19 protein-coding genes and 2 pseudogenes are annotated in these 25,517 nt (G+C 35.4%); 5 read left to right on the top strand and 16 right to left on the bottom strand.

Annotated features, from left to right (window positions below; all coding sequences use genetic code 11):
* Positions 1-138: 138 nt before the first annotated feature.
* Together AC806_RS04430 and AC806_RS04425 are read right to left on the bottom strand one after the other, a co-directional pair.
* Positions 139-1,431, bottom strand: a complete 1,293-nt coding sequence (locus AC806_RS04430; RefSeq protein ID WP_069028864.1) for a PTS sugar transporter subunit IIC — start codon at positions 1,429-1,431, stop codon at positions 139-141.
* A gap of 10 nt (positions 1,432-1,441) precedes the next feature.
* Positions 1,442-2,773 carry a glycoside hydrolase family 1 protein gene (locus AC806_RS04425; RefSeq protein ID WP_069029387.1) on the bottom strand — a complete coding sequence of 444 codons (1,332 nt, stop codon included), beginning with the start codon at positions 2,771-2,773 and terminating at the stop codon, positions 1,442-1,444.
* 198 nt (positions 2,774-2,971) lie between these two features.
* Here AC806_RS04425 and AC806_RS04420 point away from each other — a divergent pair, with 198 nt between their 5' ends.
* The 3 genes from AC806_RS04420 (at position 2,972) to AC806_RS04410 (ending at position 6,017) form a co-directional block, all read left to right on the top strand.
* Complete coding sequence (locus tag AC806_RS04420) at positions 2,972-3,754, top strand: MurR/RpiR family transcriptional regulator (protein ID WP_069028863.1); 783 nt, start codon at positions 2,972-2,974, stop codon at positions 3,752-3,754.
* A 304-nt stretch (positions 3,755-4,058) separates the two neighbouring features.
* Entirely contained in the window at positions 4,059-4,385 is a 327-nt protein-coding gene (locus AC806_RS04415) for a cupin domain-containing protein (protein ID WP_061840435.1), read from the top strand.
* Positions 4,386-6,017 carry a peptide ABC transporter substrate-binding protein gene (locus AC806_RS04410; RefSeq protein ID WP_069028862.1) on the top strand — a complete coding sequence of 544 codons (1,632 nt, stop codon included), beginning with the start codon at positions 4,386-4,388 and terminating at the stop codon, positions 6,015-6,017.
* 76 nt (positions 6,018-6,093) lie between these two features.
* On the opposite strand, the pseudogene AC806_RS11685 reads toward AC806_RS04410, so the two are convergent.
* The 7 genes and pseudogenes from AC806_RS11685 to AC806_RS04375 all read right to left on the bottom strand — a co-directional run.
* Positions 6,094-6,273, bottom strand: a pseudogene (locus AC806_RS11685) (V-type ATP synthase subunit D); the annotation flags it as partial.
* A gap of 633 nt (positions 6,274-6,906) precedes the next feature.
* A complete protein-coding gene (locus tag AC806_RS04400) occupies positions 6,907-8,874 on the bottom strand; it encodes a beta-glucoside-specific PTS transporter subunit IIABC (RefSeq protein WP_069028861.1) in 1,968 nt (655 codons plus the stop codon).
* A 297-nt stretch (positions 8,875-9,171) separates the two neighbouring features.
* Positions 9,172-10,203 (bottom strand): Gfo/Idh/MocA family protein, encoded by a 1,032-nt coding sequence (locus AC806_RS04395; RefSeq protein ID WP_069028860.1) that lies wholly within the window; start codon positions 10,201-10,203, stop codon positions 9,172-9,174.
* A gap of 12 nt (positions 10,204-10,215) precedes the next feature.
* A complete protein-coding gene (locus AC806_RS04390; RefSeq protein WP_069028859.1) occupies positions 10,216-11,184 on the bottom strand; it encodes a sugar phosphate isomerase/epimerase family protein in 969 nt (322 codons plus the stop codon).
* On the bottom strand, positions 11,181-11,891 hold the full coding sequence (locus AC806_RS04385; RefSeq protein ID WP_069029386.1) for a ThuA domain-containing protein: 711 nt from the start codon (positions 11,889-11,891) through the stop codon (positions 11,181-11,183). The genes AC806_RS04390 and AC806_RS04385 overlap by 4 nt, the downstream gene beginning before the upstream one ends.
* Positions 11,892-11,905: 14 nt before the next feature.
* A complete protein-coding gene (locus AC806_RS04380) occupies positions 11,906-12,979 on the bottom strand; it encodes a Gfo/Idh/MocA family protein (protein ID WP_069028858.1) in 1,074 nt (357 codons plus the stop codon).
* 162 nt (positions 12,980-13,141) lie between these two features.
* Positions 13,142-14,017: an AraC family transcriptional regulator gene (locus tag AC806_RS04375; protein WP_014124605.1), complete on the bottom strand. Its 876-nt coding sequence runs from the start codon at positions 14,015-14,017 to the stop codon at positions 13,142-13,144.
* 205 nt (positions 14,018-14,222) lie between these two features.
* Here AC806_RS04375 and AC806_RS04370 point away from each other — a divergent pair, with 205 nt between their 5' ends.
* Positions 14,223-15,107 (top strand): DUF368 domain-containing protein, encoded by an 885-nt coding sequence (locus AC806_RS04370; protein WP_014124604.1) that lies wholly within the window; start codon positions 14,223-14,225, stop codon positions 15,105-15,107.
* Between the two features lie 55 nt (positions 15,108-15,162).
* Here the strand turns inward: AC806_RS04370 and AC806_RS04365 are convergent, their stop codons facing one another.
* From AC806_RS04365 to AC806_RS04345, 6 genes and pseudogenes are all read right to left on the bottom strand, one after another.
* Positions 15,163-16,116, bottom strand: a complete 954-nt coding sequence (locus AC806_RS04365; RefSeq protein WP_231834369.1) for a PTS sugar transporter subunit IIC — start codon at positions 16,114-16,116, stop codon at positions 15,163-15,165.
* A gap of 63 nt (positions 16,117-16,179) precedes the next feature.
* Complete coding sequence (locus AC806_RS12115) at positions 16,180-16,584, bottom strand: PTS transporter subunit EIIB (protein WP_014124602.1); 405 nt, start codon at positions 16,582-16,584, stop codon at positions 16,180-16,182.
* A gap of 206 nt (positions 16,585-16,790) precedes the next feature.
* On the bottom strand, positions 16,791-18,425 hold the full coding sequence (locus AC806_RS04360) for a glycoside hydrolase family 13 protein (protein WP_069028857.1): 1,635 nt from the start codon (positions 18,423-18,425) through the stop codon (positions 16,791-16,793).
* 38 nt (positions 18,426-18,463) lie between these two features.
* Positions 18,464-20,116, bottom strand: a complete 1,653-nt coding sequence (locus AC806_RS04355) for a glycoside hydrolase family 13 protein (protein ID WP_069028856.1) — start codon at positions 20,114-20,116, stop codon at positions 18,464-18,466.
* A 71-nt stretch (positions 20,117-20,187) separates the two neighbouring features.
* Positions 20,188-21,186 carry a LacI family DNA-binding transcriptional regulator gene (locus AC806_RS04350; protein WP_061840442.1) on the bottom strand — a complete coding sequence of 333 codons (999 nt, stop codon included), beginning with the start codon at positions 21,184-21,186 and terminating at the stop codon, positions 20,188-20,190.
* A gap of 203 nt (positions 21,187-21,389) precedes the next feature.
* Positions 21,390-22,134 (bottom strand): annotated as a pseudogene (locus tag AC806_RS04345) (PRD domain-containing protein); the annotation flags it as partial.
* A gap of 162 nt (positions 22,135-22,296) precedes the next feature.
* Between AC806_RS04345 and AC806_RS04340 the strand changes: the two are divergent.
* Positions 22,297-23,655: an IS4-like element ISTeha3 family transposase gene (locus AC806_RS04340; protein ID WP_069028854.1), complete on the top strand. Its 1,359-nt coding sequence runs from the start codon at positions 22,297-22,299 to the stop codon at positions 23,653-23,655.
* Here AC806_RS04340 and AC806_RS04335 read toward each other — a convergent pair.
* Positions 23,618-25,444, bottom strand: coding sequence for a sigma 54-interacting transcriptional regulator (locus tag AC806_RS04335; protein WP_472573225.1), 1,827 nt, complete (start codon positions 25,442-25,444; stop codon positions 23,618-23,620). The genes AC806_RS04340 and AC806_RS04335 overlap by 38 nt on opposite strands.
* Positions 25,445-25,517: the final 73 nt, after the last annotated feature.

Raw genomic sequence — 25,517 nt, 5'->3', positions numbered from 1 at the left:
GAATAATTTTGTCTTAAATTATTTATTCCTAGCTTGAATAAACAATATTTTATGCTTTTTTATTCATTCTACATATAAACAAAAATAAAACAGTAAGAATGATAAATTTTATCGACCCATTCTTACTGTTTTATTTATTTAACTATTCATCTCAGCTTGACGTTTCAATACACGTTCACTAACTTTTAAAAATGGTAAATAAATCATTACACCTATCGCAATTAATAAAATTTGCAAAATAGGTGCACGCCAATCACCGGCAGTTGCTAGATAACCACTGATAACAGGCGGTGTGACCCAAGGAATAAAGACCACAGTCTTACTAACCAAACCTATTGCTGTCACAACGTAGGCAATTAAAGCTTGTACAATGGGAACAATAACAAAAGGAATAATCATCGGAATATTAAATACAATAGGTAAGCCAAAAATCATCGGCTCATTAATTTCAAATAGGCCTGGTGCTAGACTTAGCTTAGCAACCTCCCGATAAGGTTTCATCCGTGAAAATATAAGAATTGCAATTAACAAACAAAAGGTCGCACCGGTTCCTCCCATCTGTGCAAAAGATGTTTGGAAGCTAATCGTTAAAATATTGGGAGGTTCTGTTCCTTGAGAATAAGCAATCATATTTTCATTAATATTTTGCGTTAGAAAAGGCTCAGTAAAAGGGCCATTAATCACTGATTGATGAATCCCAAAAGTAAACAATAGATTTCCAAAGCTATATAAGAATAGCCAGCCAATCAAACTTGTTCCCACACTCCGTAATGGCTGTTGAATCAGCATCACAATTAAAGTAATTAGATCCATATTAACTGTAATCTGTAAAAGTAAAGAAAGAGCTGCAAATAGGGAAACAGTAATAATAGCAGGCAACATCGTACTAAAAGATTTTGAGACAGCTGGTGGAACTTGTTCACCTAAGTTAATTTGTAAAGCTTTACTTTTATTTAAAGCTAGTAATAGTTCTGTTGCTAAAAGCCCTATGATAATGCCTACAAACATTGCTTCTGTACCCAAATTGGCATAAGTTAAAGCCCCAGTCGTTTCGATCGTATCTTCATTAAATGGCACCTCTACTGCTAAAGGCATAATAGTAATATAAGTTGCCAGTGAAACCACAGCAGCTGAAATCGGGTTAGCAAATCCTTTATTTGATGACAAAAAATAAGCAATGGTTGGACACAACAATAATCCAGCAATATTGAGTGTCCCATTATTAATACTATTACCGAAATCCTGAGCAATCGCTAAAGTTTCTCCAGAAAAAATAAAGGGAAACAAAACATTATTAATTAACACAGCCAAACCTGCCAAAATAAACATAGGAATGATCGTTGCAAAGGCATCACGTAAGGAGCGCAAATGAACTTGATTCCCAATTTTCGAAGCCATCTCTACAAATTTATCCATAAATTTACTATTCATTTTTTATCCCTCATTTCAAAAGATAGTCACCATTCGTTCGAATGACCTTTTTAAACCAATCGTAACTTTTCTTTGGCACACGTTTTAAATCTTTTAAATCATGATTTTCTCGATTAACATAGACCACACCATAGCGTTTGCGCATATCACCCTGCGAGCTTAAAATATCGATTAAACCCCAGCCAAGATAGCCTAGTACCTCGACCCCATCTTCATTAACTGCTCTTAATAAAGCGAGTAGATGTTCTTTGTGATAATCAATACGGTAGTCATCTTCGATTGGATCCTTGCCATTCCACTCTTCTATCACACCAATACCATTTTCAATTGGAAAAACAGGTAAATTGTAGCGCTGGTATATTTTATTTAAAATATCACGAAAACCATTAGGATCAATCTGCCAATCCCATTCTGTGGTATCAATATAAGGATTTTCCTTTTTACCAAATTGTATGTACTCATTAGGTGCCACACCTTGGGGAACCAGCTTATGATCAATTGTTGTACTAGAATAATAGCTAAAGGTTAAATAGTCACTTCTTAGCTTACTAATTTCAGCCAATTCATTTTCAGTAATAGCTAAATCAAATTGGCGATTTTTAATAAACTGCAAATAAGAGTCTGAACGTTTGCCATAAGTGTACATTTCCAAATAATGATGATTCATAAATTCATCAAATTCACGTGCTAAACGGACATCTTCAGGATGACTCGTCGCAGGATAAACTTCTTGATAAGCAAGCATCCCGCTGATCTGAGCATCTGTTGTTTCGTGAATATAGTTAGCAATACTAGCATGACAAACCATAGTATTATGTTGAATTTGATATAATTTCTCCAAGGTTTTTTCGCCTGTCAAATAGCCCGAAACAATAAAGCTTTCCTCCGGCATGCTAAAAATATTTTGTTCATTAAACGTTAACCAGTGCTTCACTTTATGACCAAATCGATCGACCATTTCTTTGCCATAACGAACAAAAGCATCAACGACTTCCTTGCAAATAAAACCATTATAAGCCTCAGCCAGATGTAAAGGCATGTCAAAATGATACAGACAAATCATCGGTTCGATACCACGACTGATTAACTCATCAATAAATTGATCGTAAAAAGCGATCCCTTCTTCATTCCATTCTCCATTGCCCGCTGGGTTTACCCGGCTCCAAGAAATTTGAAAGCGATACATATTCATGCCTAAATCTTGCATATAATCAAAATCCTCTAGATAACGATGATAAGAATCAGTTGCTACTTTCCAATCAGAAGCATTCTCGCTAGCTTCTCTAGTATCGTAGACAGATTTTCCCTTTCCTCCTTCATTCCAAGCACCTTCTGTCTGCATACTGGATACAGAATTTCCCCAATAAAAATCTTCACGTAGTTTCATTTAAATTCTCCCTTTCATCAGTTGTTAATTTAATCATAGCACGATAAATAGCGCTTCCATTTTCGAATTTGTTATTGCACTTTCATATATTAGTTCTGACTTTCAATTTGTGAAAATTAAAGATACAATTCAGACAAGGGAGTGTTGCATATTATGAGTGGAGGATTAATTCTTTCTTTACAAGATATTTTAAATCATTATCAAACTAAAGATACAGAATATCTTATTGCCCAATATCTTTTAAAAAACCTTTATCAGAAGACCATTACTATTACTGATATTGCTAAATCCTGTCACCTTTCTGAAGCAAGTGTTACACGTTTTGCTAAGAAATTAGGTTATACAGGATTTAGTGAGTTTAAAAAAGATTATTTTTTAATTCAACTTGAAGAAAACGAACTAGAACTTGACCTTTTAGCTAGAAATGAAAAACAAAGCACGAGTCAGTTATTATTAAATGAGTTACAAACAGTAGGACAAGAATTTCACGCTTTTATTGATAACTTTGATGCAAAACAAGTCGAAAAAGTAAGTAATAAAATACATGAATGCCGGCGAGTTTATCTATTCTCCACCTTGATACCCGGAAATATCACTATGGTTTTACAAACCATTCTTTTAAACTGTGGTAAAGAAGCCATATACCCGGTAGACAATAGAAAACAACATGAAATCATTCCGCAATTAGAAAAAAATGACCTAGCAATTGTTGTCTCCTTGGAGGGATCACTAGTCATGCAAAAGGATTTAACATTATCGATCATTAATTCAAAGGCCTCAAATATTTTGATTACTCAAAATTCACATATGAAACTATCTTCTTTGTTCGATACAGTTGTGACCCTTGGTGATCATGACTTAGAACGGACAGGTAAATATAAATTGCTAGCTTTTGTAGAATTATTAGGGAATTATTATATACTAAAAAATAAATAAACATTTCAATTTATTTCATAAGGCTCAAAATGTTTTTCAGTATGTGAAACATTTTGAGCCTTATAAAATAATCGTATTTACTTATCTTTCCAGTAAAAACTTATTATCGCAGATAAAAAAGAAAAATTAACAAAGAAGTTTTCCACAATTCTCCTTTTAGATGTTTTGTTAGTTTAACTATTTCTATCAAACTAAGATAAGTACATCATTATTTTTCAGAAAATTAAACCTATTCAGATTATTGTGTTGACAATCGCCTATTTTCCGGTATGATAGGCTTAAATATACTTTTTAGGAGGCTTTCATGCATTTAAAACCAACACTTAAAAGCAATATCAATCATTTTTTCGATCCAACAAATCAGCCCAACTCAAACGTTACAATGGGTTTGATTACACTACAACCAGGAGAAAAACATCCAAAACAAGGCTACTCTTACCATAAGCAAGATGAATTCTCTTACATTATTTCGGGACTAGCCCATACAATTTTAGAAAATGGAGAAGATATTTTAGGAAAAGCTGGGGATGCCCAATTGATTGAAAAAAATGAAGGTCATATAAATTATAATGACAGCAAGGAGCCCGCTGTTGTTGTTTGGTTTTTAGTTGAAAGAAAGGAGGAAAAGTAAATGAAAAAAGCCATGTTAACTAAAAGTTGCCTATTTGTAACATTACTTATTCTTTCTGGCTGTTCAACTGGGAAAACGAATGAAGCAGAGCAAGAAAATCAACCGATTCGTCTTATGTCTGAATCCGAATTAACAACGCTTGATACTTCGAATATGCTTGATTTTCCAGATGCTATTGTCCAAACTGCGGCTTTTGAAGGACTATATGCCCTCGATGAAGAAGACGAAGTCATTCCCGCAGTTGCAAAAGAAATGCCAGACATCTCTGAAGATGGGAAAACGTATACCATCCAATTAAGGGAAGATGCTAGCTGGTCAAATGATGACCCCGTCACTGCAGATGACTTTGAAGCTGCCTGGAAAAAAATGATAGATCCAGAAAATGCATTGGAATATAGCTTCTTGTTAATAGATACAATGGAAAATGCCGAAGCCATTGCAGCAGGAGAAAAAGAAGTGGATGAACTTGGCATTGAAGCACTTGACGATCACACACTAGAAATTCATTTAAATGAAGCAACTCCTTATTTTACTTCTCTATTAACATTTCCTACTTTCTTTCCCCAAAATCAAAATGCTATTGAAGAGTTTGGAGAAGATTATGGTAGCAGTAGCGAAACTGTGGTTTACAATGGACCGTTTGTAGTAGAAAACTGGGACCAATCTCAAACAGATTGGGAACTAGCGAAAAATGATAAATATTGGGATCAAGAAAATGTGAAAGCTGATAAAATTCATTACGACGTAGTCAAAGAGTCTTCAACGGCTTTAAATTTATATAACGACGGTCAATTAGATGTCGCAACACTGACTGGAGAAATGGCTAGGCAGAATTTGAACCACGAGGATTTTGAAGATTATCCTACTGCTACAATGAATTATATTCGTTTAAACCAAGAGCGAGCGGGTAAAGATACACCACTAAAAAACGAAGATCTACGTAAGGCATTAGCCCTGGGAGTTGATAAGGAAAACTTAGTAAATAATGTGATTGCCGATGGATCTGAACCCTTACATGGCGCAATAACAAAAGATTTTATCTCGCATCCAGAAACGGGGGAGGACTTCCGAGAAGACACAGGGGATTTAATGAAATATGATAAAGATCAAGCGCTCTCTTATTGGGAAAAAGCCCAAGAAGAACTAGGAGACGAAATAACATTAGAATTACTTGTAACCGATGAAGGAAACTATAAAAAAATGGGAGAAAGCATTCAATATCAATGGCAGGACCTTTTTGACGGGCTAACAGTCAATATGAAATCAATGCCCACTGAATCTGCATTGAATTTAGCCCGCGATAGTGATTACGACATGTTTTTAATCTACTGGACACCTGATTATAAAGATCCAATTTCAACTTTAAATACCTTGTATTCAGGTAATGATCGAAATTATTCCAACGAAACTTATGATCAACTTTTAGATGATGCATCTGGAAAATACGCCAACGATCCAGTAAAACGCTGGGAGACATTAATTGCGGCAGAAAAAGAAGTAATGGAGGATACAGCCGGTATGATTTCGATTAGTCAAAATCAGCAATCCATTCTACAAAATAGTGATATTTCTGGAATGAATTACCATACTTTTGCTGCGCCTGTTACATTGAAAGATGTTCATAGAGAATAATTACGTTCTTCTTAAAAATTTAAAATAAAAAATTGCGGATAGACATTTTTCGTCGCTCCGCAATTTTTTATATTGTTTAATCATTTCGCATATTTTTTACCTTAATCATTCTTGTAACACCCGCACGTTCGTCTTCTTCTAACTTCATTCGAATGTAATAAATTGTTTCTTCCAACTCAGGAATTGTCATATATTCCAAAGCGTTCACACGTCTTCGTGTTTTTTCGATTTCGTCAGACAGAAGTTGACAAGATTTTCTTTGGCTTTTGCCCGCTGAATTTTAATCAGTAAAATTTTTTCATTTAGTTGCAAACAAAAAACTTGCTGTCGCAATTTACCAATTTGTTTGGTCATCTCTTTTTGTTTTTTTCCACAAACGGTACTGCTTATCTTTTGCATCTGTTAGCATCTTTTTAGGAGACTTTCATAAGGATTTTGTTCAAATAAAACGCCCAGTTCATTTAATTGTTTTCTTATCGCCGCTTCTTCTGTTTTAAAAATAGCCCACTAAAAAACAGCTCGTTCTTGCGCGTATCATTTATTTCATACTAGATCTTGGAGGTTTTCAAATAAGATTGAATGTCTTCCCATTGCTCAGCTGTCTGTTTCTACCCACTGCTTCTGTAAAGCTTTGATATCAGATAAAAATTGATGCAACTTTGCGTTATCGTAGGAATTTTCTAAACTTGAAATATCCATCTCTTTTCTTTTTAGTATTCGTATCCTCTGCTTAGCAGCGCTATGATTTCTGATAAAACTAATTGCTTCTTTTACTTGCGTTAAGATTCACTACTATATAAAAAACTACGGACAATCGCTAAAAAAACGAATTAATCCATAGTTTTTTTGCAGACTTCATTGCTCGAGATGCGGGAAAACTAACTACTATTTATTTCACCGCCGTCAACAAATAATCTCCTGGTGTAACTTGTGTTTCTTCGGTTACGTCGATCGTTTGAAACTCAGCAGAATTTGTAATTACGACGGGTGTAATAGTGTCATAGTTTTCACTTTCTACACCCTCTTTATCAAATTTGATTAATAAATCCCCTGCTTTTACTTGTTGACCTTGTTCTGCACTAATTTCATAGTATTTTCCTTCTAATTCAACAGTGTCTAAGCCAATATGAATGAGAATTTCTGTCCCTTCATCAGTTGTCATACCAACCGCATGGCCAGTCGGAAATAGCGTTGAGATAATACCATTAGCTGGTGCTCTTACCTCACCAATTTCAGGTTTAATTGCAACGCCTTTTCCTAGAGCTTCACTTGAAAAGACTTCATCACTCACTTCGCTCATTGGAACAAGTTGTCCTTGCATGGGACTCGCAATGATATCTTCTTTGGCGCTTTCTTGTAACTCTTCTTTGCTTGCTAGACCTTGTTCATCGCTTTTGATATTTTCACTTTGTCCTTCATTGCCATTGCCGTCTATAGATGGTACTGGGAACATCATTTGAAGTACAAAACCAACGACAGTACACAAAGTAAAACCGATAATGACATTCCAAAAATTCATATCTAAGCTACCACTAGGGTTAATTGTATTAAAGATTGAAAATACACCTAAACCGCCTGTCCGATAACCTACTACACTCATAGCCCCGATATAAGCACCACCAACTGCATTACCAATTAATGCGTACAAGAAAGAACGTTTCATTGGTAACATTAAGCCATAAATTGTAGGTTCTGATACACCAAATGCCAGTGAAATCGCACCTGGTAAAGCAATATCTCGAACTTTTTTAGCTTTAGATTTGATAAGCAGAGCAATTACAACACCTAATACACCAAATGTTGATGAAACCATGGCAGGGCCAATCGATTCATAACCTTGTTCAGCTAGTAAGATAAACATAATCGGTACAATACCCCAATGCAGGCCAAAGATAACCAATAATTGCCAAGCAACAGCTAGTAAAGCACCAAATAGCAATGGACTGAATCCTTGAACAACAAGGAAGAATTGTCCGACTAATGCTGAGGCCCAATTAGCAATGGGTCCAATCACGATCAAGGAAATCACAAAAACGATCATCACTGTGAAAAATGGCGTTAAGAAAGAACGAACAACACTTGGAATAATATTTTTTATCCACTTTTCTACCACAGAACCCAACCATACAGAAACTAATATAGGAATAATTGCGGAATAATAACCGTTAGGTGGCATAATAATAGGAATTCCTAAAAAAGTGGAGTAAATTGGCGACTCAAATGCCGTACCGGAAAACAAGGTATACATGACATCTCCTGTCATCAAATTATTGATTTCTGGGTGTAAAAAAGCCACCGCAATTGCTAAAGCTGTAAATTCATTCATCTTTAATTTACGAGCAGCAGTTATCGCAACCATCACTGGTAAGAATTGGAAAAAACCGTCTCCAGCAAAGTTTAAGACTTGATATACGCCACTTTCTGGATCAACACCTACTGTACCTAATAACGCTACAAGACCTTTGATCATCCCAGTTGCAGCTAAAGCCATCAAAAATGGTTGGAAGACACCTGAAATAAAATCAATAAACTTATCTAGTACATTACGATTATCATTTTCATTGCCACCCTCACTAGTTTCACTAGCAGAAGTGTCACCGCCTATGCTTGTTTGGTTTACTATTGCTTCATAAACTTCTGCTACCTGTTCTCCGATAACAACTTGGTATTGTCCAGCACTTTTCATGACCGTTACAACACCATCTCTATTTTTCAAATAATCTGTATCCGCTTTATTTTCGTCTTTTAAATTAAAACGTAAACGCGTAATACAATGACGTAGTCCTGCTACGTTTTCTTCACCACCCACGTGATCAATAATATCACGAGCTAGCTCATCGTAATTATCTTTACTCATAATTGAACCTTCTCCCTCATTTTCTTTTAACAAAATAAAAAACCTAAATAAACACACAACACAAAAATAGCGTAAACAATTTTGTCTTATGTTAATTTATTTAGGTTATGCCTGGTCCATCCCAGTAACAGTCCTTTAAATGTCTATTACTTAAATTATCATGAACCGCTTTCTATTGCAAGTATTATTTTTAGTATTTATTCAAAAAATTTGTTGCTAATTTAAAATCCAGACAGACCAGCTCATAATAAAATAACGGAAAGTCAGAACAAGTATGCTGGCTTTCCGTTATTTATTTTATCCTGCTTGTTCAAACATCTGCTCAATCAACTGTAATACATTGCGCACTTCTGTATTTTTTACAATAGGTGTAGCATCATCACGGATGACATGATAAACATTGCTGTAAAAGCTATCATACTCAGCGGATGCTTTGGGTAAACTTAATGTTTCTGTTGCATCTTCTGAAGGTGGCGCCATAGTTTTTGTTAAACCGACGCCCGCTTGAATTGGTTGTGGCATTGTTTCATTTGAAGTTTGTACAGCACGAATCATCTCTCCGGAAAGATCCCAATCATCGATTCGAGCGGTACCTTCTGTTGCTTTAACATACCATCGCGGCAACTTCACATAATTTGTGGTTCCGACTTCAACAATTGCTTTTATACCGTTTTCGAAAGTAATAAAACTAATAAAGCCATCGTCGACTTCATCTCCTAAAACATAACTAAAATCTACTTGGACATCTTTAATCGGTGAATCAACCAGCCAAAGCATCTGATCTAATAAGTGAATCCCCCAATCCAAAAGCATGCCACCGCCGTGTTTTTTTAGATGACGCCAATCGCCTGGAATACCGTTAGCGCCATTTACACGTGATTCGATTTGAAATACTGAACCAATCGGCTGACTTTGGTACAAGTCCCGTACAATTAAGAAGTCTGGGTCCCATCGACGGTTTTGATGAACAATAAAACGATTGCCAGTGTCTGCTGCAACGGCAAGAATTTCATCAAATTCCTCCGTATTTAAAGTTGCTGGTTTTTCGCAAACCACATGTTTTCCTGCTTTTAATGCAGCGATACTCATACTTTTATGCAGATCGTTAGGCACAGCAATCAACACCGCTTCTATTCTTTCATCAGCTAGAACTTCTTCAAAACTTTCATAGGTGGATAAACCTTTTGCACGAGCCACTTCTTGTCTTTCTTCTAAGATGTCGTAAACGCCTACTAAGTTGATCTTTTCTTTTTCGGAAAACATTAAGTTCTTTTCATGATAACTACCCATGCCACCGTAACCTATAATTACAAAATTTACTGCTGCCATTTACACGTCTCCTTATGCCCACCACATTTCAGATGGTTCTTCTTTAATCATTACACCTTTTAAATTCTTAATCGCTTTGGTCAATCCTTCATCAATCGACATAATGGGATCTTCATGTTCAATACTTAAAACATGATCATAACCATAAATACGTAATGCAGAAATCATATCTGACCAGACTTTCATGTCATGACCATAACCAACTGTTCGGAAAGTCCAGGCGCGTGATTCAACCTTGTTGTATGGTTGCATATCCGTTAGTCCATGCATATTGATATTGTCTTGATCCAAGAAAGTATCTTTAGCATGGAAATGATGAATCGCTTGTTCTTTGCCTAGAATTTTCACTGCTGCAACAGGATCGATCCCTTGCCACCACATATGACTTGGATCTAGATTACATCCGATGGCTTTACCGGTTTCTTCACGTAAACGTAACATAGTATAAGGTGTGTGTAATAAGAAACCACCGTGCAGTTCAATGCCGATTTTTATTCCCGCCGCTTCAGCTTCTTCATTGATTTTTTTCCAGTAAGGAATCAGTTTTTCTTCCCATTGATACTTATAAATATCTGAATAAGTACTCGGCCAAGGAATAACCGGCCAATTATTAGCTGTATCGGTCGGATTACCTCCGGATACGCCAGAAAAACCATTAACGACAGGAACATTCATTAAATTAGCTAATTTAATTGTTTTACGTAATAATTCATCGCCTGCTTGCGCAACTTCTTTTTTAGCTGAAATTGGGTTATGATGCGCACTTAAAGCCGAAATTTCTAAGTCTTTATCTTGTAACTTATGCAAATATTCTTTACGTGCATCGCTACTTGCTAGTAATTTATCAATATCTAAATGAGCATTGCCTGGAGAACCTCCAGTACCGATCTCCACTGCTTCCAAACCTTTATCTGCAGCTTCTTCTATCATCTCATCAAATGTTAAATTATTAAATAATGGTGTAAATACGCCTAATTTCATTTTCTATCTTCTCCTTTGTAATGACCGTAATAGGGACGACTGTTTTCAGTAGGTGCACAAAACTCTACAGCATTGTTTATCACTCTTTGTACTTTTTCATTGTAATAACTGTCGTAAGTCTCATGCCCAGGCTGAAAATAAAAAATCTTACCGTTACCGCGACGAAAAACACAACCACTCCGAAAAACTTCACTTCCTGGATAAGCACTAATAAAAATAAGTTCATCAGGTGCTGGAATATCGAAGTGTTCTCCATACATCTCTTCTTGTTTAAGATCGATAAATTCACCCACACCCGCAACAATCGGATGGCTAGGATTCACATTCCAAAGTCGTGCTGACTGACCATCTTCTCGCCATTTTAAATCACATGTTGTGCCCATCAATTTTTTAAATATTTTTGAGAAATGTCCTGAATGAAGAATAATTAAGCCCATACCTTCTAAAACACGCTCGTATACTCTATTTACAATCGCGTCATCAACCTTGTCATGAGCAATATGCCCCCACCATAATAAAACGTCTGTTTCTGCTAATATCTTTTCCGTCAAACCATGTTCTGGCTCATCTAGCGTAGCTGTTTTTACAAAATAATTTTGTCCAAAAATTGTCGCTAACTGTTTATGGATGCCTTCTGGATACATTTTCTGAACGGCTTCATCGGTTTTTTCGTGACGAAATTCATTCCAAATCGTTACTCTAATCAACACTTTCACCTCTTTTACAAATAAACAGGTTCCCCAGTCTTAGATGATTGATAAATTGCTTCTAATATCTCTGTTACAGTTAAAGCTTCTTCTGGTTTAACAACTACCTCCGTATCATTTATGACTGCATCAATCCAGGCTTGAGCTTCCAATAAAGCAGGATCCTCTCCTTCTTCGTCGTAAAAGTCAACACCACCAGTTTCTAATTGAATTTTTTTATCATAAAGTAAGCCGTGGTCTTCGCCATTGATGGTCAAACCATCATTCATATCCGCACCAGCTTTGGTGCCCATTAAGGTCGTTTTTGCTTCTTTAACATCTAAACTATTTAAGGCCCAGCTGGCTTCTAGAAAAATGGTCGCGCCATTTTCCATAGCAACAAACCCAAAAGCTGAATCCTCTACATTAAATTCATCTGGATCCCAAGGACCCCAAGCATTGGCGGCATTTTTTGTCTCAGATAATTTATGATAAGCATTACCTACTACATACTTAGGTTTATAGTTATCCATCATCCACAAGGTTAGATCTAGCGCATGGGTACCAATATCGATCAAAGGTCCTCCACCTTGTGCTTGTTCGTCCAAAAAAACGCCCCAAGTAGGAACTGCCCGCCGTCTAATCGCATGGGCTTTTGCTGTATAAATTTCGCCTAATTCACCTTCTTGGCAAACTTCATGTAAATATTGCGCGTCTTTTCTGAAACGATTTTGATAGCCGATCGTTAACTTCTTACCAGTTTTTTTGGAAGCTTCGATCATTTTTTGTGCTTCTTCTGCTGTTTTTGCCATGGGTTTTTCACACATTACTTGGTTTCCTGCTTGCATTGCGGCAATCGAGATCTCTGCGTGCGCGTTATTAGGTGTTAGTACATGTACAACATCCAATTCAACCGAGTTAAGCATTTTATTATAATCCTCGAATACTTTTGCATTTACGCTACCATATTCTTTATTGGCTTTTTCTGCTTTTTTTACTTTAATATCACAAAAAGCGACAAGTTCTACCTCTTCAATTTGCGATAACGCCGGTAAATGTTTCCCTTCAGCAATTCCACCACAACCAATAATACCAACTTTTACAGACATAGCTTCCCTCCTGAAATCGTTTTTATATTTCATATATTTATTATAACGAAGAGCTATTCGTGATTCTTCCTGCTTTTATAAGGAAAAATTCCTGAATATTGCTTTTTTATTCTTTTGGGTATTAAAAAAGCCTGGAGCAGTCGGCCCAGACTAAAAAAATTTTCAAGATGACAAATAACTCATCATTTTTTGATATTGTAAAGGTGAATGGCCCACAGCCCCTTTAAAGACATGATGAAAAGTCTTAACACTAGCAAAACCAGCTTTTTCCGCTACTTCTGCCATAGGTAATTTTTCATTTCCCAAAATAAACTGTGCTTGATTTACTCGATATTCTGTCAAAAATTGCATAAAAGTTTGCCCTGTATTGGCTTTAAAAAAACGTGTGAAATAATAAGGGCTAAACCCAACATAACGGGCCACATCATCAATAGTAATAACTTCTTGATAGTAATTCTCGATATAATCAAATACTTTATTCAAACGTTGTAGTGTTTCTTTTTGCTGGATAGCATTAGGGACCTTTTTGTTTTTTACTATTTTTTGTTTTGGCAAAAAGCGGTAGCACTCTCCAATTAAACGATGTAATAACGCCAAAATGAAGTAGTTTTTCCCCGGAGACTCATTATTTTCTAGTTCAAATAATTCTAATAATAGTCCTCGCATTGTTTCCGCAAATTCTTCAGACCAATAGCGACTATGACGTTGTCCTTCTTCAAATAAAGAAAACAAAGAATTCTTTTCATTCTTTCGTAAAACAGACTCGTCGAATAATTTCAAATCAAATTGATAAACATAGCGCACACTTTCCGGAGAAGCTAAAAAATAGTGGGGTTGACCACTGGCAAAATAAATCATTTCTCCCTCTTCTAAGGTGATCACTTTTCCATCAAGACCGATATTCACTCTACCTGATTTGGCATAAATTATTTCTATTTCTTTATGCCAATGCGGATAAACGATGGTCATTCCATCATTTACTAACATCCGGTAAGGGAAATGCTGGTCTAGTTGTGGAATTTCTAAATATACACTCATAAACAACCTCTTTTACATAAATTTAGCTAAAAAATTCATGTATGCCTTTTCTTTTATTTTAATGAATATTAGGATAAAAAACTAGCATTTTATAGAAATTCTTTAAGTGATTACGCTTACTTCAAAAAATAGAATAACAAGCATCCCGATAAATATAAAATTATGCTAAAATAAATAAAAATTATATAATTAGGAGATTATTTGGATGAAAAATATATGGCTAATCATAAAAGGAATCTTTATGGGAGTAGCAAACATCGTCCCCGGTCTTTCTGGAGGGACAATTGCTGTTTCTTTAGGAATCTATGACGATATCATTCGTTCCATCGCTACTATAAAATCTGAAATGAAAAAAAGTCTCCGCTTTTTTATTCCTCTTCTTATAGGATTATTACTCGGTGTTGCGCTTTTTTCAAGGATGATCACTTATCTTTTTGATTTCTATCCTTTAGTCACTGCTGCAACTTTTACCGGTTTAATTTTAGGTGGCTTTCCGATCTTGTGGAAGGAATTTCGTTCCTCACTATATCTACAAAAAAATAAAATCAATTATTCTCATTGGATTATTTTTCTAGCAATGTTTGTTTTAGTTGCTTGGATGGGTGTTGCTGAAGTATCGGGGACTTCAACACACGAATTATCACTTGAATTCCCTACATTATTCGGTCTGTTTTTTATCGGAATTATCGCTTCTGCTTCAATGGTGATTCCTGGAATTAGTGGTTCCTTAGTCATGTTGATTTTGGGATGGTATCAAGCTTTCCTTGCCATGATCAACGGTTTTATCGATGCCCTACGAGCTGTTGACATCAATGAGATTCTAACTTTTGGTATTTATTGTTCTTTTTTTGGGATAGGAATGTTATTTGGAATAGCCATTATTAGCAAACTTATCGATCAGATGTTTAGACATTTTCCAAGTTACACTTACGCTGGTATTTTCGGTCTTGTACTGGCCTCTCCTATTGCTATTTTTTCTAGTTTAACTTTGGAGGCTTCCTCCTTTAGTATTTTTACAGTAGTAATGTCTGTACTGCTTGCTATTGTTGGGTTCGGGCTCACTTATCTTTTAGGAAATAAAAGTAGTTAGCACGTAAAAAATAAGCTTTACCGACTAAATAAAACGGTAAAGCTTATTTTTTTGTTTATTCTGTATCTGGAACCAATAATTCTTTAGGAACGGCAAAAAGATAAGTGATGATAAAAGTCAAAATAAAGGTCAAAACGCCTACTGCAATATAAGTAATTAATTGATATGGATCATAAATATACATTAATGGAGATAAAATAACTGCTAGACCATAAGAATTCGCTTGAATCCCTAACATAGATAGCACAGCGCCACCAATTGCAGAACCTGCTAACATAGCAGCTAAAGGTCTTGTACCATAGCGTAGTGTAATCCCGAATAAACCGGGTTCACTAACCCCGAGTAATTGCGTAACACCAGCACTTGTACCAATAACTTTTACATGACTTTTTTTAGCTCTTGTACTAATCGCAAAACAAACTGCCGCATTGGCAAATCCATACATTGCACATATCGTAATCAATGGATTAAATCCAGTTGAGCCCAAAAGTGCCGTTTCAATTGTAATAAATAAGTGATGCATACCGGTCATAACAGCTAATGGATAAATAAAACCGATGACTAAACCACCAATACCAAAAGGTACATGGATAAATGCTTCAACTACATAAACGAGACCGTTTTCTACAAGATGTAGTATAGGGCCTAGGATTAATAAAGCAGTAATTAGCATTACAGCAATCACGACAAATGGGGAAAACATCATATCTAGAGCTTGTGGCATCACCTTTCTTGTAGCAATCTCTAGTTTCGAGCCCAAGTAACCGATAACTAGAGCAGTCAATACACTTCCTTGATAACCAGTGATCGGGATAAAGCCAAAAGCCATCACAGCTTCAACATTACTACTTGCATCTGCCACCTCATAAGCATTAGGTAGTAAAGGCGAAACCAGCATTAAACCGATCACAAAACCGACGATAGGTGTTCCGCCAAATTTTTTAAACGCCGACCAACAAATTAGCGCTGGTAAGAAAGAAAACACTGTATCTGTTAAAACATCCAACAAAAGCATGACGGCATCAGGAATAGCATCTTGAGTCGTACCAAAAAAGCTTAAAACATTTTCATTTCATAAAACACCTTGTAGACCTAAAAATAAACCTGTAGCGGCAATCCCTGGAATAATTGTCACAAACACATCCGCTAATGTACGAACGCCTTTTTTAATCGGATTATGTTCTTCTTTTACCTTATCTACTTCTGCTTCTTTTTCTTCCATCGTATGATCTTCTTCTACTATCGCTTTATAAACTTTGTCAACAATTCCTGTGCCTAAAATCACCTGATATTGTCCTGCGTTAAAAAAGACACCTTTAACTTCGTCTATTTTTTCTATTTCATCGTCATCAATACGTTGTCTATCGTATACTTCTACTCGTAAGCGTGTTGCACAATGTGTAATGGATTGAATGTTATCTTTTCCAATTTTGTCAATAATTTCTTGACCGATTTTTTTATAATCTTGACCCGCCATACAATGGTCCCCCTACTTAATAAGCCCTGTGGCTATTAAAAATTTTTAGTAAATATAGAAAGCAGTTTCATAGCTGCTTTAAAAAATAAAACCTCACATGGTATCGATATCACAAAGAACATCAGAAATTAAGCTGTTATAAAACTTTTCAAATGTTGATAGCTTATCTGATACTCTTTGTTTTTATATTATTCTATGCTAGCTTTTTACCAATTATTTCCCGATACTTTTACAGCAAATGCTTCATAAGCTTGTAGTTCCTTAGAACCGCCTATTCCAGTATTATAATTATGAATTAAACACTTTGAATGGTTTAAATTTGTCTGTAAACTATACTGTTGTGATTGTTTTGAAAAGTTTACTACAACAATAATTTGTTCATTATCGTTATATCTAATATATGCAAGAACATCTGGATTTCCAGTATTTAAAGTTTGATATTCTCCATTAATAATGTCATAGTTATTTTTTCTTAATTCAATTAATTCTTTATAAGTGAAAAATAGTGAGTCTTGATTAGCTAAGGAAGTTTCTACATTTATACTTTTGTAGTTAGGATGTACAGCAAGCCATGGAGTAGCTGTTGTAAAACCTGCGTTTTTAGAAAGATCCCATTGCATCGGATGCCTAGCGTTATCACGACCTTTGGTATTGATTGACTGTAGAACCTCTTCTTTTGGATAACCTTTATCTAAACGATCATAATACATTTGCCTACTTTCGATATCGTTGACTTCTGAAATATCACTTATTTCATAATTTGTCATCCCAATTTCTTCTCCTTGATAGATGTAGGGCGTTCCAGACATAAAATAAAGATATATAGCTAACATTTTTCCGCTAAGTTCTCGGTATTGTTTCGAATCATCTCCCCAGCGAGAAATAATTCTTGGTAAATCATGATTATTCCAAAATAATGAATTCCAACCATCACCTTGCAATTCGGTTTGCCATTTCGAAAATACTTGATGTAACTCTTGAGGATCAAGTTCTTTTAAATCCCATTTTCTTTTTCCAGCTTGTTTATCTAAATTGATATGTTCAAATTGAAAAACCATAGATAACTCGTTTCTTTCTGGCTTACTATATAATTTAGCTATTTCAGGTGTTGCTCCCCAAGTTTCTCCAACGGTAACAACATTATAATTTCCAAAGGTTTGTTGATTGAGTTCATGAATTAACGGATGCAGTTCAGGTCCATTCTTCGTTATCAACTCATCTGGTTCTTTCCCTATTAAATCAATAACATCTAGACGGAAACCACCAATTCCTTTTTCTAACCAATAATTGACCATTTCCCAGATCGCCTTTTTCATTTCTGGATTTTTCCAGTTAAGATCTGGTTGTTCTTTTGAATGTAAATGAAGATAATATTCATCTAATTCTGGGACATATTCCCATGCACTTCCTGAATCAGCTTTTAATGAATTAGGAGGTTCTGAGTTATTACTTGTACGCCAAATATAGTACTCATGATAAGGATTGTCTTTACCTTTTAATGCTTCTTGAAACCAAAAATGTTGGCTTGAAGTATGATTAATCACCAAATCCATAATAATTTTGATCGAACGCTTATTCGCTTCATCAATCAGACGATCCATATCTTCCATCGTGCCATATTCAGGATCTATAGTTTGATAGTCACTTATATCATAACCATTATCAACATTAGGCGATTGATACACAGGGCTTAGCCAAATCGCATCTATTCCTAAATATTGTAAATAATCTAATTTTTGTATAATTCCGTTTAAATCACCTATACCGTCCCCATTTGAATCTTGAAAACTGCGCGGATAAATCTGATAAATCACCGCATTTTTCCACCAATTTTTTTCCATTTTTAAGTTTATCCCTTCTGCGTTGTCTAGCTTTTTTGTTATTTAAACAATATACTTTGATAGGGTGAAAGTATATTACCTATGTCTTGGTTTTTATTGTTATGTGTATTGACAAAAATCTGTTCAATATCTTTTGGCCAAATCACTTCTTCTTCATCTGTACCAAGATTGGTGAAAGAATAAACACGTTCACCGTTATATTCACGAACATAAGCAATCACATTTTCCGCTACATTTGATAAAAACTCGATTGTACCATGAATTAAAATCTGACTAATTTCAGAAGTTTGCCTTAAAGCAATCATTTTCTGGTAAAACGCTATAACTTCACTACCTTGTGTGTTAGTTGTAGGATATTCCTCTGTCATTTCTAACCATGGTTGTACTTGGGAAAATCCACCATACTTTTCATTATTCCATGGCATAGGGCTACGAGTATTGTCACGGCTACGTAAATTAACAAAATGCAAGGCTTCCTCTTTGGAATAGCCTTCTTCCATTCCTCGATAATAATTATCGATACTAGAAATATCATCAAACTCTTCAATGTTTCTTCTTTCGGCGTTTATCATACCTAATTCTTGACCTTGGTAAACAAATGGGGTCCCTCTTAAGAAGAAGTAGAGTGCTCCAATGCCACAAGCCGATCGTGCGTTTTGAAAGTCTGGATGAACAAGTTTTGACAATGCTCTAGGTTGGTCATGATTTTCAATAAAGTTGGCTGCCCAGCCTGCTTGTTGGATCGTTTCTTGCGATTGCGCTAATAATTCTTTAAAATCCCTTACTTGCCAATGGGAACGTTTAAACCAATCTGTTCCTGACTCAACATCAATATCTGCATAGTGAAAATCAAAAATCATCGAAAAATAGCCGTCTTCGCCAATAAACTCCTCATAATCCTCATAATTAACTCCTGATGCCTCTCCTATTGTTACACAATTATATTTTTCAAATGTTTCTTTTTTTAATTCATTTAAAAATCTTCCAATTCCTGGACGATTCCTTGTCTTATGCTTACAAGAAACTAAACCGTCAGCACCATCAGCAGGCAAAGACGCAAAGTCTTGGTCTTTTTTGATAAAAGTGATTGAATCAATGCGAAAACCAGCAATCCCTTTGGCAAGCCAGCGATTAATCATTTGATAAATTTCTTGCCTTAGCTCGGGATTCTCCCAATTTAGATCGGGTTGTTCTTTGCCAAAAAGATGTAAATAGTAAGCATCTTCGTTATCTACTTTTTCCCAAGCAGATCCTCCAAATTGTGAACGCCAATTATTCGGAACTTCTTTACCTTTTTTAAAAATATAATAATCGCGATATTTACTGTTTTTATCGGCTAGTGCTTTTTGAAACCACTCATGTTCATCAGAAGTATGGTTAACAACTAAGTCTAAAATAATCTTGATATCTAATTTTGTAGCTTCATTTAGTAACAAATCAAAATCATCCATTGTACCAAATTGTGGATCGATATCTTCATAATCTGCAATATCATATCCATTATCGTGCATAGGAGACTTAAAGATAGGACAGATCCATATCATCGTCACCCCTAAATCACTTAGATAAGGCAATTTCTGACGTATACCTTCTAAATCACCAATCCCATCTTCATTTGAGTCATTAAAACTTTTTGGATAGATTTGATAAATAACCTCTTTTTTCCACCAGTCTTTTTTTAATTCTTGCATTAAAAATACTCCTTCTCATTATGGTATCGATACCACATCGACTAATAAAACAAGAAAATCTTACTCATTTTCTAAGCAGATTTTCTTTTAATTAATGACAATTTTAGCTTACTTTGATCAACTTCATAGCTGCTATCTTCAATTTTAGCTAATAGTAAATTTGTTGCCTCAGTCCCTAAGGCTGCCACCGGTTGAGCAATCGTGGTTAAAGGAACAGTTAACATCGAAGTAGCCGGTTGATTATCAAAACCGATAATAGCCAAATCTTGCGGGACTTTATAGCCTCTTTGCAACATATTTTCCATCACACCAATAGCGACTTCATCACTATTGGTAAAAATAGCTTCCGGCCGTTTTTCTTTGGGCAAACTAAAAATTTTGTCAGCAACATCATTGCCATCTTGGCTTGTATGAACTTGTCGAAAAATCCAATCTTTTTTAAAAGGTAATTGTTTTTCCAGTAAAGCTTGCTCGAAACCTTCTGTACGTGAACGACCATGCCCTTCATTGGTCAATGTCCCGCCAGTACAGTAAGCAATTTGTTGATATCCTTTATCAGCTAAATAAATCATAGCATCATAAACGGCGCTTTTTTGATCTGTAACAACCGTCGGTACCAAACTTCCGCGCATCGTTTCATTACACAAAACAATTGGCCCAAATTCTTGGTAGCTTTGAATTGTCGCAGGATCTCCTTCTACAGAACACATAATTAACCCAGAAACCACCTGTTGTTTCAGTAATTCTAACATGTTCATTTCTGATTTTTTATCATCATATGTTTGCATAATCAGCACGTTATAGTGACTTTTTTTCGCTTCTTTTTCAATGGCATCAACTAAATAGGAAAAAAACGGGTTCGTTATCCTTGAAACAAGAATACCTATCGTATTTCCTTTTTTAGAGCGCAATTGCGTTGCAATCGAACTAGGCGTATAATCGAGCTCTTTCATGGCAGCTTTAATCCTTTGTTTCTTATCATCTGAAATATAAGGATGATGGTTTAAATATCTAGAAACTGTGGAAACAGACAAGTTAGCCTTACTAGCTACATCCTTTATAGTCGCCATAAAAAGAACTCCTTTGTGGTATCGATTTCAGATATACTATATACTCTCCCACTATTTTTGTCAATATGTTATTCTATTTTTTTAAAGTCAAATCAATTTTTGCTTTGAATCATTTTACTAATTTAAAGGTGCTAAAATTAGAAGACGAAAATACACTTGCTATTTCATCCCCTAATCTTAGTGTAGTTTACCCTTTAAAATTACTATGAATTGAGCAACTCGTAAATAACGTAAATCCAAATCAGAAATCTGAATTTTATAAAACTGTTCTAAGGAGTAAAAAACATTTTTTACGTTTTGATAAAATAATTTGCCATTAATCTTAAGTTCCACAATTTTTTCTGGAACAGAGTAATCTTCCACGCCTAATATTGTTCTTTCAATTAAAATTGCAGAATGCATTAATAAATTAAAACGCATTTTCGCGGATAGCTTTAGATCAAAACGTCGTTCAAGTTTTTCCACAACATCTTCTACTTGCCGGATAATAACATCCGGGTTTAAAAATCCTAATTTTTCGGATAACCCTTCTTTGGAGAAAAATTGAATGAACTCATTTAAAATGTTCGAAATATCATTAGGATGAGCTAAAGTATTAAATGAATTCTCTAATTGTTTTTCAGCATCCTCATCTACAACATCTAACATATTCATTGTAGGTATATGCGTTCTATTGCTAAGATAAGAAGTACTTAAAATTAAGATCGTCGATTTTAAGTAATCCTGTTGATCATTCGCAAGATCTAAAGTATTCAACAACTCGTTAAATTCCAATACGATAATCTTAATATCAGGATCTATATATTTTTTACAAATAGACTGTATTTTTTTAGCAACATCTTTGCCCGAAATGCTCGATATAATAATATTTTTATCGACTTCAAACCCTTCAAAATATTGCACCTCTGTTTTAAAATTCTTTTCAGCAGATTCTGCAATATCATAAAACTCAAGTTTCGCACATAAAAAAATAGGATAATCCATTGCCAGATCTGGGCCTGCATTGAATTCAATCGCCTTCTTGACTTTTTTAACAAAAGATACAAAAAGAACTCGCTTTGTTTTATAATTGATTTACCACAAATCAAAGACAAAGGAGTTCTTGCCCTTATGATACACTTAAAAGCCATCAAAAATCAATTACCAAATGAAGTAAAAGCGACTTTTTCCGAATTAAAGGTGCCTTCCTTTTTGCGTCAAGCTCACATCCACAAGCAAAAAGGCTATTCCGTCGCAGTCATCTTTACTTTTCTTTTTTCTTTAGTCTTTAAAGGCAAATCGCTTCATCAAGTCCTTTCTGGACGTGAGGCGGACCAATGGATGAAAAAAGATACGGTCTATCGTTTGATGAACGATCCTCACAATAACTGGCGGACCTTTCTTCTTCGTTTCAGTACTTCGGTGATCGAAAAGATCCATCGTCTGACGGATCCTCAAACTCATCTACGCACCTTGATTTTAGACGATTCTACCTTTTATCGAAATCGGAGTCAAAAAGTCCCTGGTTTAGCCCGTCTATGGGATCATGCCTTGCAAAAAGGCTACAAAGGATATCGTATGCTCACGTTGGGCTTTTCCGATGGGTATTCGTTTCTGCCTATTGATTTTAGTTTGCTTTCTGGCAATAAAAAAGTCCAGCCCACCATCTCTGTACAAGACCAGCGAACCGTGGGCGCTCGTCGATTCAAAGAAGCGCAGCGTCCCATGCCTGAAGTGGCGGTTGAAATGGTGGCACGTGCCCTTGATCAGGGCATTTATGCCACGCATGTGCTCATGGACAAGTGGTTTACTTGTCCGAAAATGATCGATCGGTTACACGATTTAGGCATTCATACGATAGGGATGATGAAAAACGGAAAAACAAAATATCTCTACCAAGGGCGTTTTTATAAATTAAGCGAACTCTACCAAAAATCGACGGAAGAAGTAACTGCTGAAGCTATTCTTTCGTCCATTATCGTCCAGCCCTGTGCTGGTCAGCATCCTGTGAAGATCGTTTTTGTGAAAAACCACAGTAAACAAAGTGCCTGGTTAGCCATTATGACGGATGATCTGAAGCTGTCTTCTCAAGAGATCGTCAAAACCTATTCTTTACGGTGGGATATCGAAACATTCTTTAAAGCATCAAAATCACTGCTTCATTTAGCGCAAGAAACACAGACACGGAATTATCAAGCCCTGCTCTGTCACACGACCATTGTATTTACCCGTTATATTCTCTTGAGCTGGCAACAACGCTGTGCCAATGACGAGCGGACACTGGGCGGCTTATTTTATGAACTCGCAGATCAGATGAAAGAACTTGATTGGTCTGTGGCATTGCTTGAGTTGGTCAAGATCATTCAGGCTGTCAGCGAAAAAGCAGAAAGTACACTACAAGACTTTATTGAAAGTCAACTACAACACTGGATCGATACGCTACCCAACTATATCAAGGGTTATCTACCGAATTTGGTGTGCGAAACTTGAGATAAAATAGTTTTCCATTGAGTAATTGTTGTCCGATATCTAAGGCATAAGAAGTCGTCAAATTATTAATCACCAACAATTCACCCAAAATTTGTGGCTTCAAACTCTTATACAATTGCGTTAATGATCCCATATCCACCAACATAATGACGCCTTGCGAAGTATCTCTTTCAGAAAGCCAAATTTTTACCTGCGAAACAATATCATGAATAGAAGAGGTCAAAGGCATATTAATCGCATCAAAAATGTAATCATTACATATTCTATTGGCTACTGCTTGAATACTAGAGGCCGTTGTATTTCCGTGGGCAACCAATAGCGCATGATAACGAATATCTTCTGAAACCGTACCAATTAACAAAATCCCCAGTATTATTTCAACAGACTCTTTAATCTCTTGGTTGATATCTTTGGTCAAATTACTTGTTAATAAGACCGTTCTTGGATATTCCCTTTGTAATCTCTGCTTGGTTTTAATAAGCTTTGCTTTAAGTTCATTACTTTCATTAAGCTTTATAATATTATATAAACAATCAATAGCCTCTTCTGTTAACCGTTCATTATCTAATATTTTCTTATTTTTACTTTGAATACTATTTTTTATATGATAAAAAAGAAAATCGTTATCATTTGAAAAAAGCGTGGTTAAATAGTTTTGATAAAATTGATAAATGTTTTCTTTTAATTCAACTAAACGATCGTTTTTATCAAATAGATTAAAAAATGTACGCTTTAGTCTTTCTTCTACTACCTTATTTTCGTCTGTTAGTGTATCTGAACGTGAAAGATAAATCCAATCATTTTCTTGTGAATCTCCAATTTGTATCACTTCTTCTTCGCTATTTTTTCTTAACCGATCAGCACATAACATGCGTACTTCATTTCTTAAACTACCTACATTTCCTGATAATCTTTCTTCTGTCATTTTAAAAAAGAGCGTTCGACCTATTTTTAAATCCTTTTGAATTCGCCTAGCTTCATTGAAAAATAAATATTTAACTAACCCTATTCTTTCAAGGAGCGGTCGCTGATGAAAAGTAGGTAAATGAATCGTAACCGAGATACGTCTGTAAAAGGTTGGTAACAGTACTTTTTCTGGGTTTTCTGTGGTGGCAAATAATAAACGAACATTTGAAGTGACTGTTTTTGCCTCTTCTCCCATCGGACGAAAACGTCCTGTATCCATAAATTGAAACAATTTTTCTTGATTCTCATTTGATAGCCGATGCACTTCATCAAGAAACAAAACGCCTTGATCTGCTTGCACCAACAATCCCTTTTTATCAGTATCCGCACCGGTAAAAGCACCTTTTGTATGACCGAAAAGAATTGAAGAAATAAGTTCTGGATTATTAGCATAATCAGCACAATTAAAAACCAAAAATTTTTCTGTTCCTTTAGCTTCTTTAGCTTTTAAATAGTCAAAAATCAACTCCGCTAAATAACTTTTGCCCACACCACTGTCACCATGAATTAAGAGGGGTAACCCTAGAGGTGGATAGAGTACAGCAGACTTACATTTATTGATCGCTTCTTTCACGCTTCCATCACTACCAATAAAATTTTGAAAAACATTTTCTTCATTTTTATCCTGGTTAAAATTAGCTAATTTCCAGTAAATTGGTTTTCTCCCTTTTTTTATAACTTCACCATTTGTTAAAAGTTCATTTAAATAAAGGCTAGTAACTGAACGACTTAATTCCACAATTTTAGCAATCTCAGTTGTGGTTAAACCATTTTTTGCTTCTTTTAAAGTAGACACAAGCTTTTGTCGTGTTTCTGATTTCATAGTTTATACCTCCATCTTATTAAGATACCTAAAATAAATTTAAAAATCACTCTAAATTAAAAATCGACGTGAA

The organism is Tetragenococcus halophilus, from assembly GCF_001712815.1.
In the GTDB taxonomy this organism is placed as follows: Bacteria; Bacillota; Bacilli; order Lactobacillales; family Enterococcaceae; genus Tetragenococcus; species Tetragenococcus halophilus.
This window is presented reverse-complemented; position numbering and strand designations above follow the sequence as displayed.

Excerpts from the sequence above, each read along its gene's own strand:
- AC806_RS04430 (WP_069028864.1), bottom strand. The coding sequence starts at position 1,431 with ATGAATAGTAAATTTATGGATAAATTTGTAGAGATGGCTTCGAAAATT.
- AC806_RS04425 (WP_069029387.1), bottom strand. The coding sequence starts at position 2,773 with ATGCAGACAGAAGGTGCTTGGAATGAAGGAGGAAAGGGAAAATCTGTC.
- AC806_RS04420 (WP_069028863.1), top strand. The coding sequence starts at position 2,972 with ATGAGTGGAGGATTAATTCTTTCTTTACAAGATATTTTAAATCATTAT.
- AC806_RS04415 (WP_061840435.1), top strand. The coding sequence starts at position 4,059 with ATGCATTTAAAACCAACACTTAAAAGCAATATCAATCATTTTTTCGAT.
- AC806_RS04410 (WP_069028862.1), top strand. The coding sequence starts at position 4,386 with ATGAAAAAAGCCATGTTAACTAAAAGTTGCCTATTTGTAACATTACTT.
- AC806_RS04400 (WP_069028861.1), bottom strand. The coding sequence starts at position 8,874 with ATGAGTAAAGATAATTACGATGAGCTAGCTCGTGATATTATTGATCAC.
- AC806_RS04395 (WP_069028860.1), bottom strand. The coding sequence starts at position 10,203 with ATGGCAGCAGTAAATTTTGTAATTATAGGTTACGGTGGCATGGGTAGT.
- AC806_RS04390 (WP_069028859.1), bottom strand. The coding sequence starts at position 11,184 with ATGAAATTAGGCGTATTTACACCATTATTTAATAATTTAACATTTGAT.
- AC806_RS04380 (WP_069028858.1), bottom strand. The coding sequence starts at position 12,979 with ATGTCTGTAAAAGTTGGTATTATTGGTTGTGGTGGAATTGCTGAAGGG.
- AC806_RS04375 (WP_014124605.1), bottom strand. The coding sequence starts at position 14,017 with ATGAGTGTATATTTAGAAATTCCACAACTAGACCAGCATTTCCCTTAC.
- AC806_RS04370 (WP_014124604.1), top strand. The coding sequence starts at position 14,223 with ATGAAAAATATATGGCTAATCATAAAAGGAATCTTTATGGGAGTAGCA.
- AC806_RS12115 (WP_014124602.1), bottom strand. The coding sequence starts at position 16,584 with ATGGCGGGTCAAGATTATAAAAAAATCGGTCAAGAAATTATTGACAAA.
- AC806_RS04360 (WP_069028857.1), bottom strand. The coding sequence starts at position 18,425 with ATGGAAAAAAATTGGTGGAAAAATGCGGTGATTTATCAGATTTATCCG.
- AC806_RS04355 (WP_069028856.1), bottom strand. The coding sequence starts at position 20,116 with ATGCAAGAATTAAAAAAAGACTGGTGGAAAAAAGAGGTTATTTATCAA.
- AC806_RS04350 (WP_061840442.1), bottom strand. The coding sequence starts at position 21,186 with ATGGCGACTATAAAGGATGTAGCTAGTAAGGCTAACTTGTCTGTTTCC.
- AC806_RS04340 (WP_069028854.1), top strand. The coding sequence starts at position 22,297 with ATGATACACTTAAAAGCCATCAAAAATCAATTACCAAATGAAGTAAAA.
- AC806_RS04335 (WP_472573225.1), bottom strand. The coding sequence starts at position 25,444 with ATGAAATCAGAAACACGACAAAAGCTTGTGTCTACTTTAAAAGAAGCA.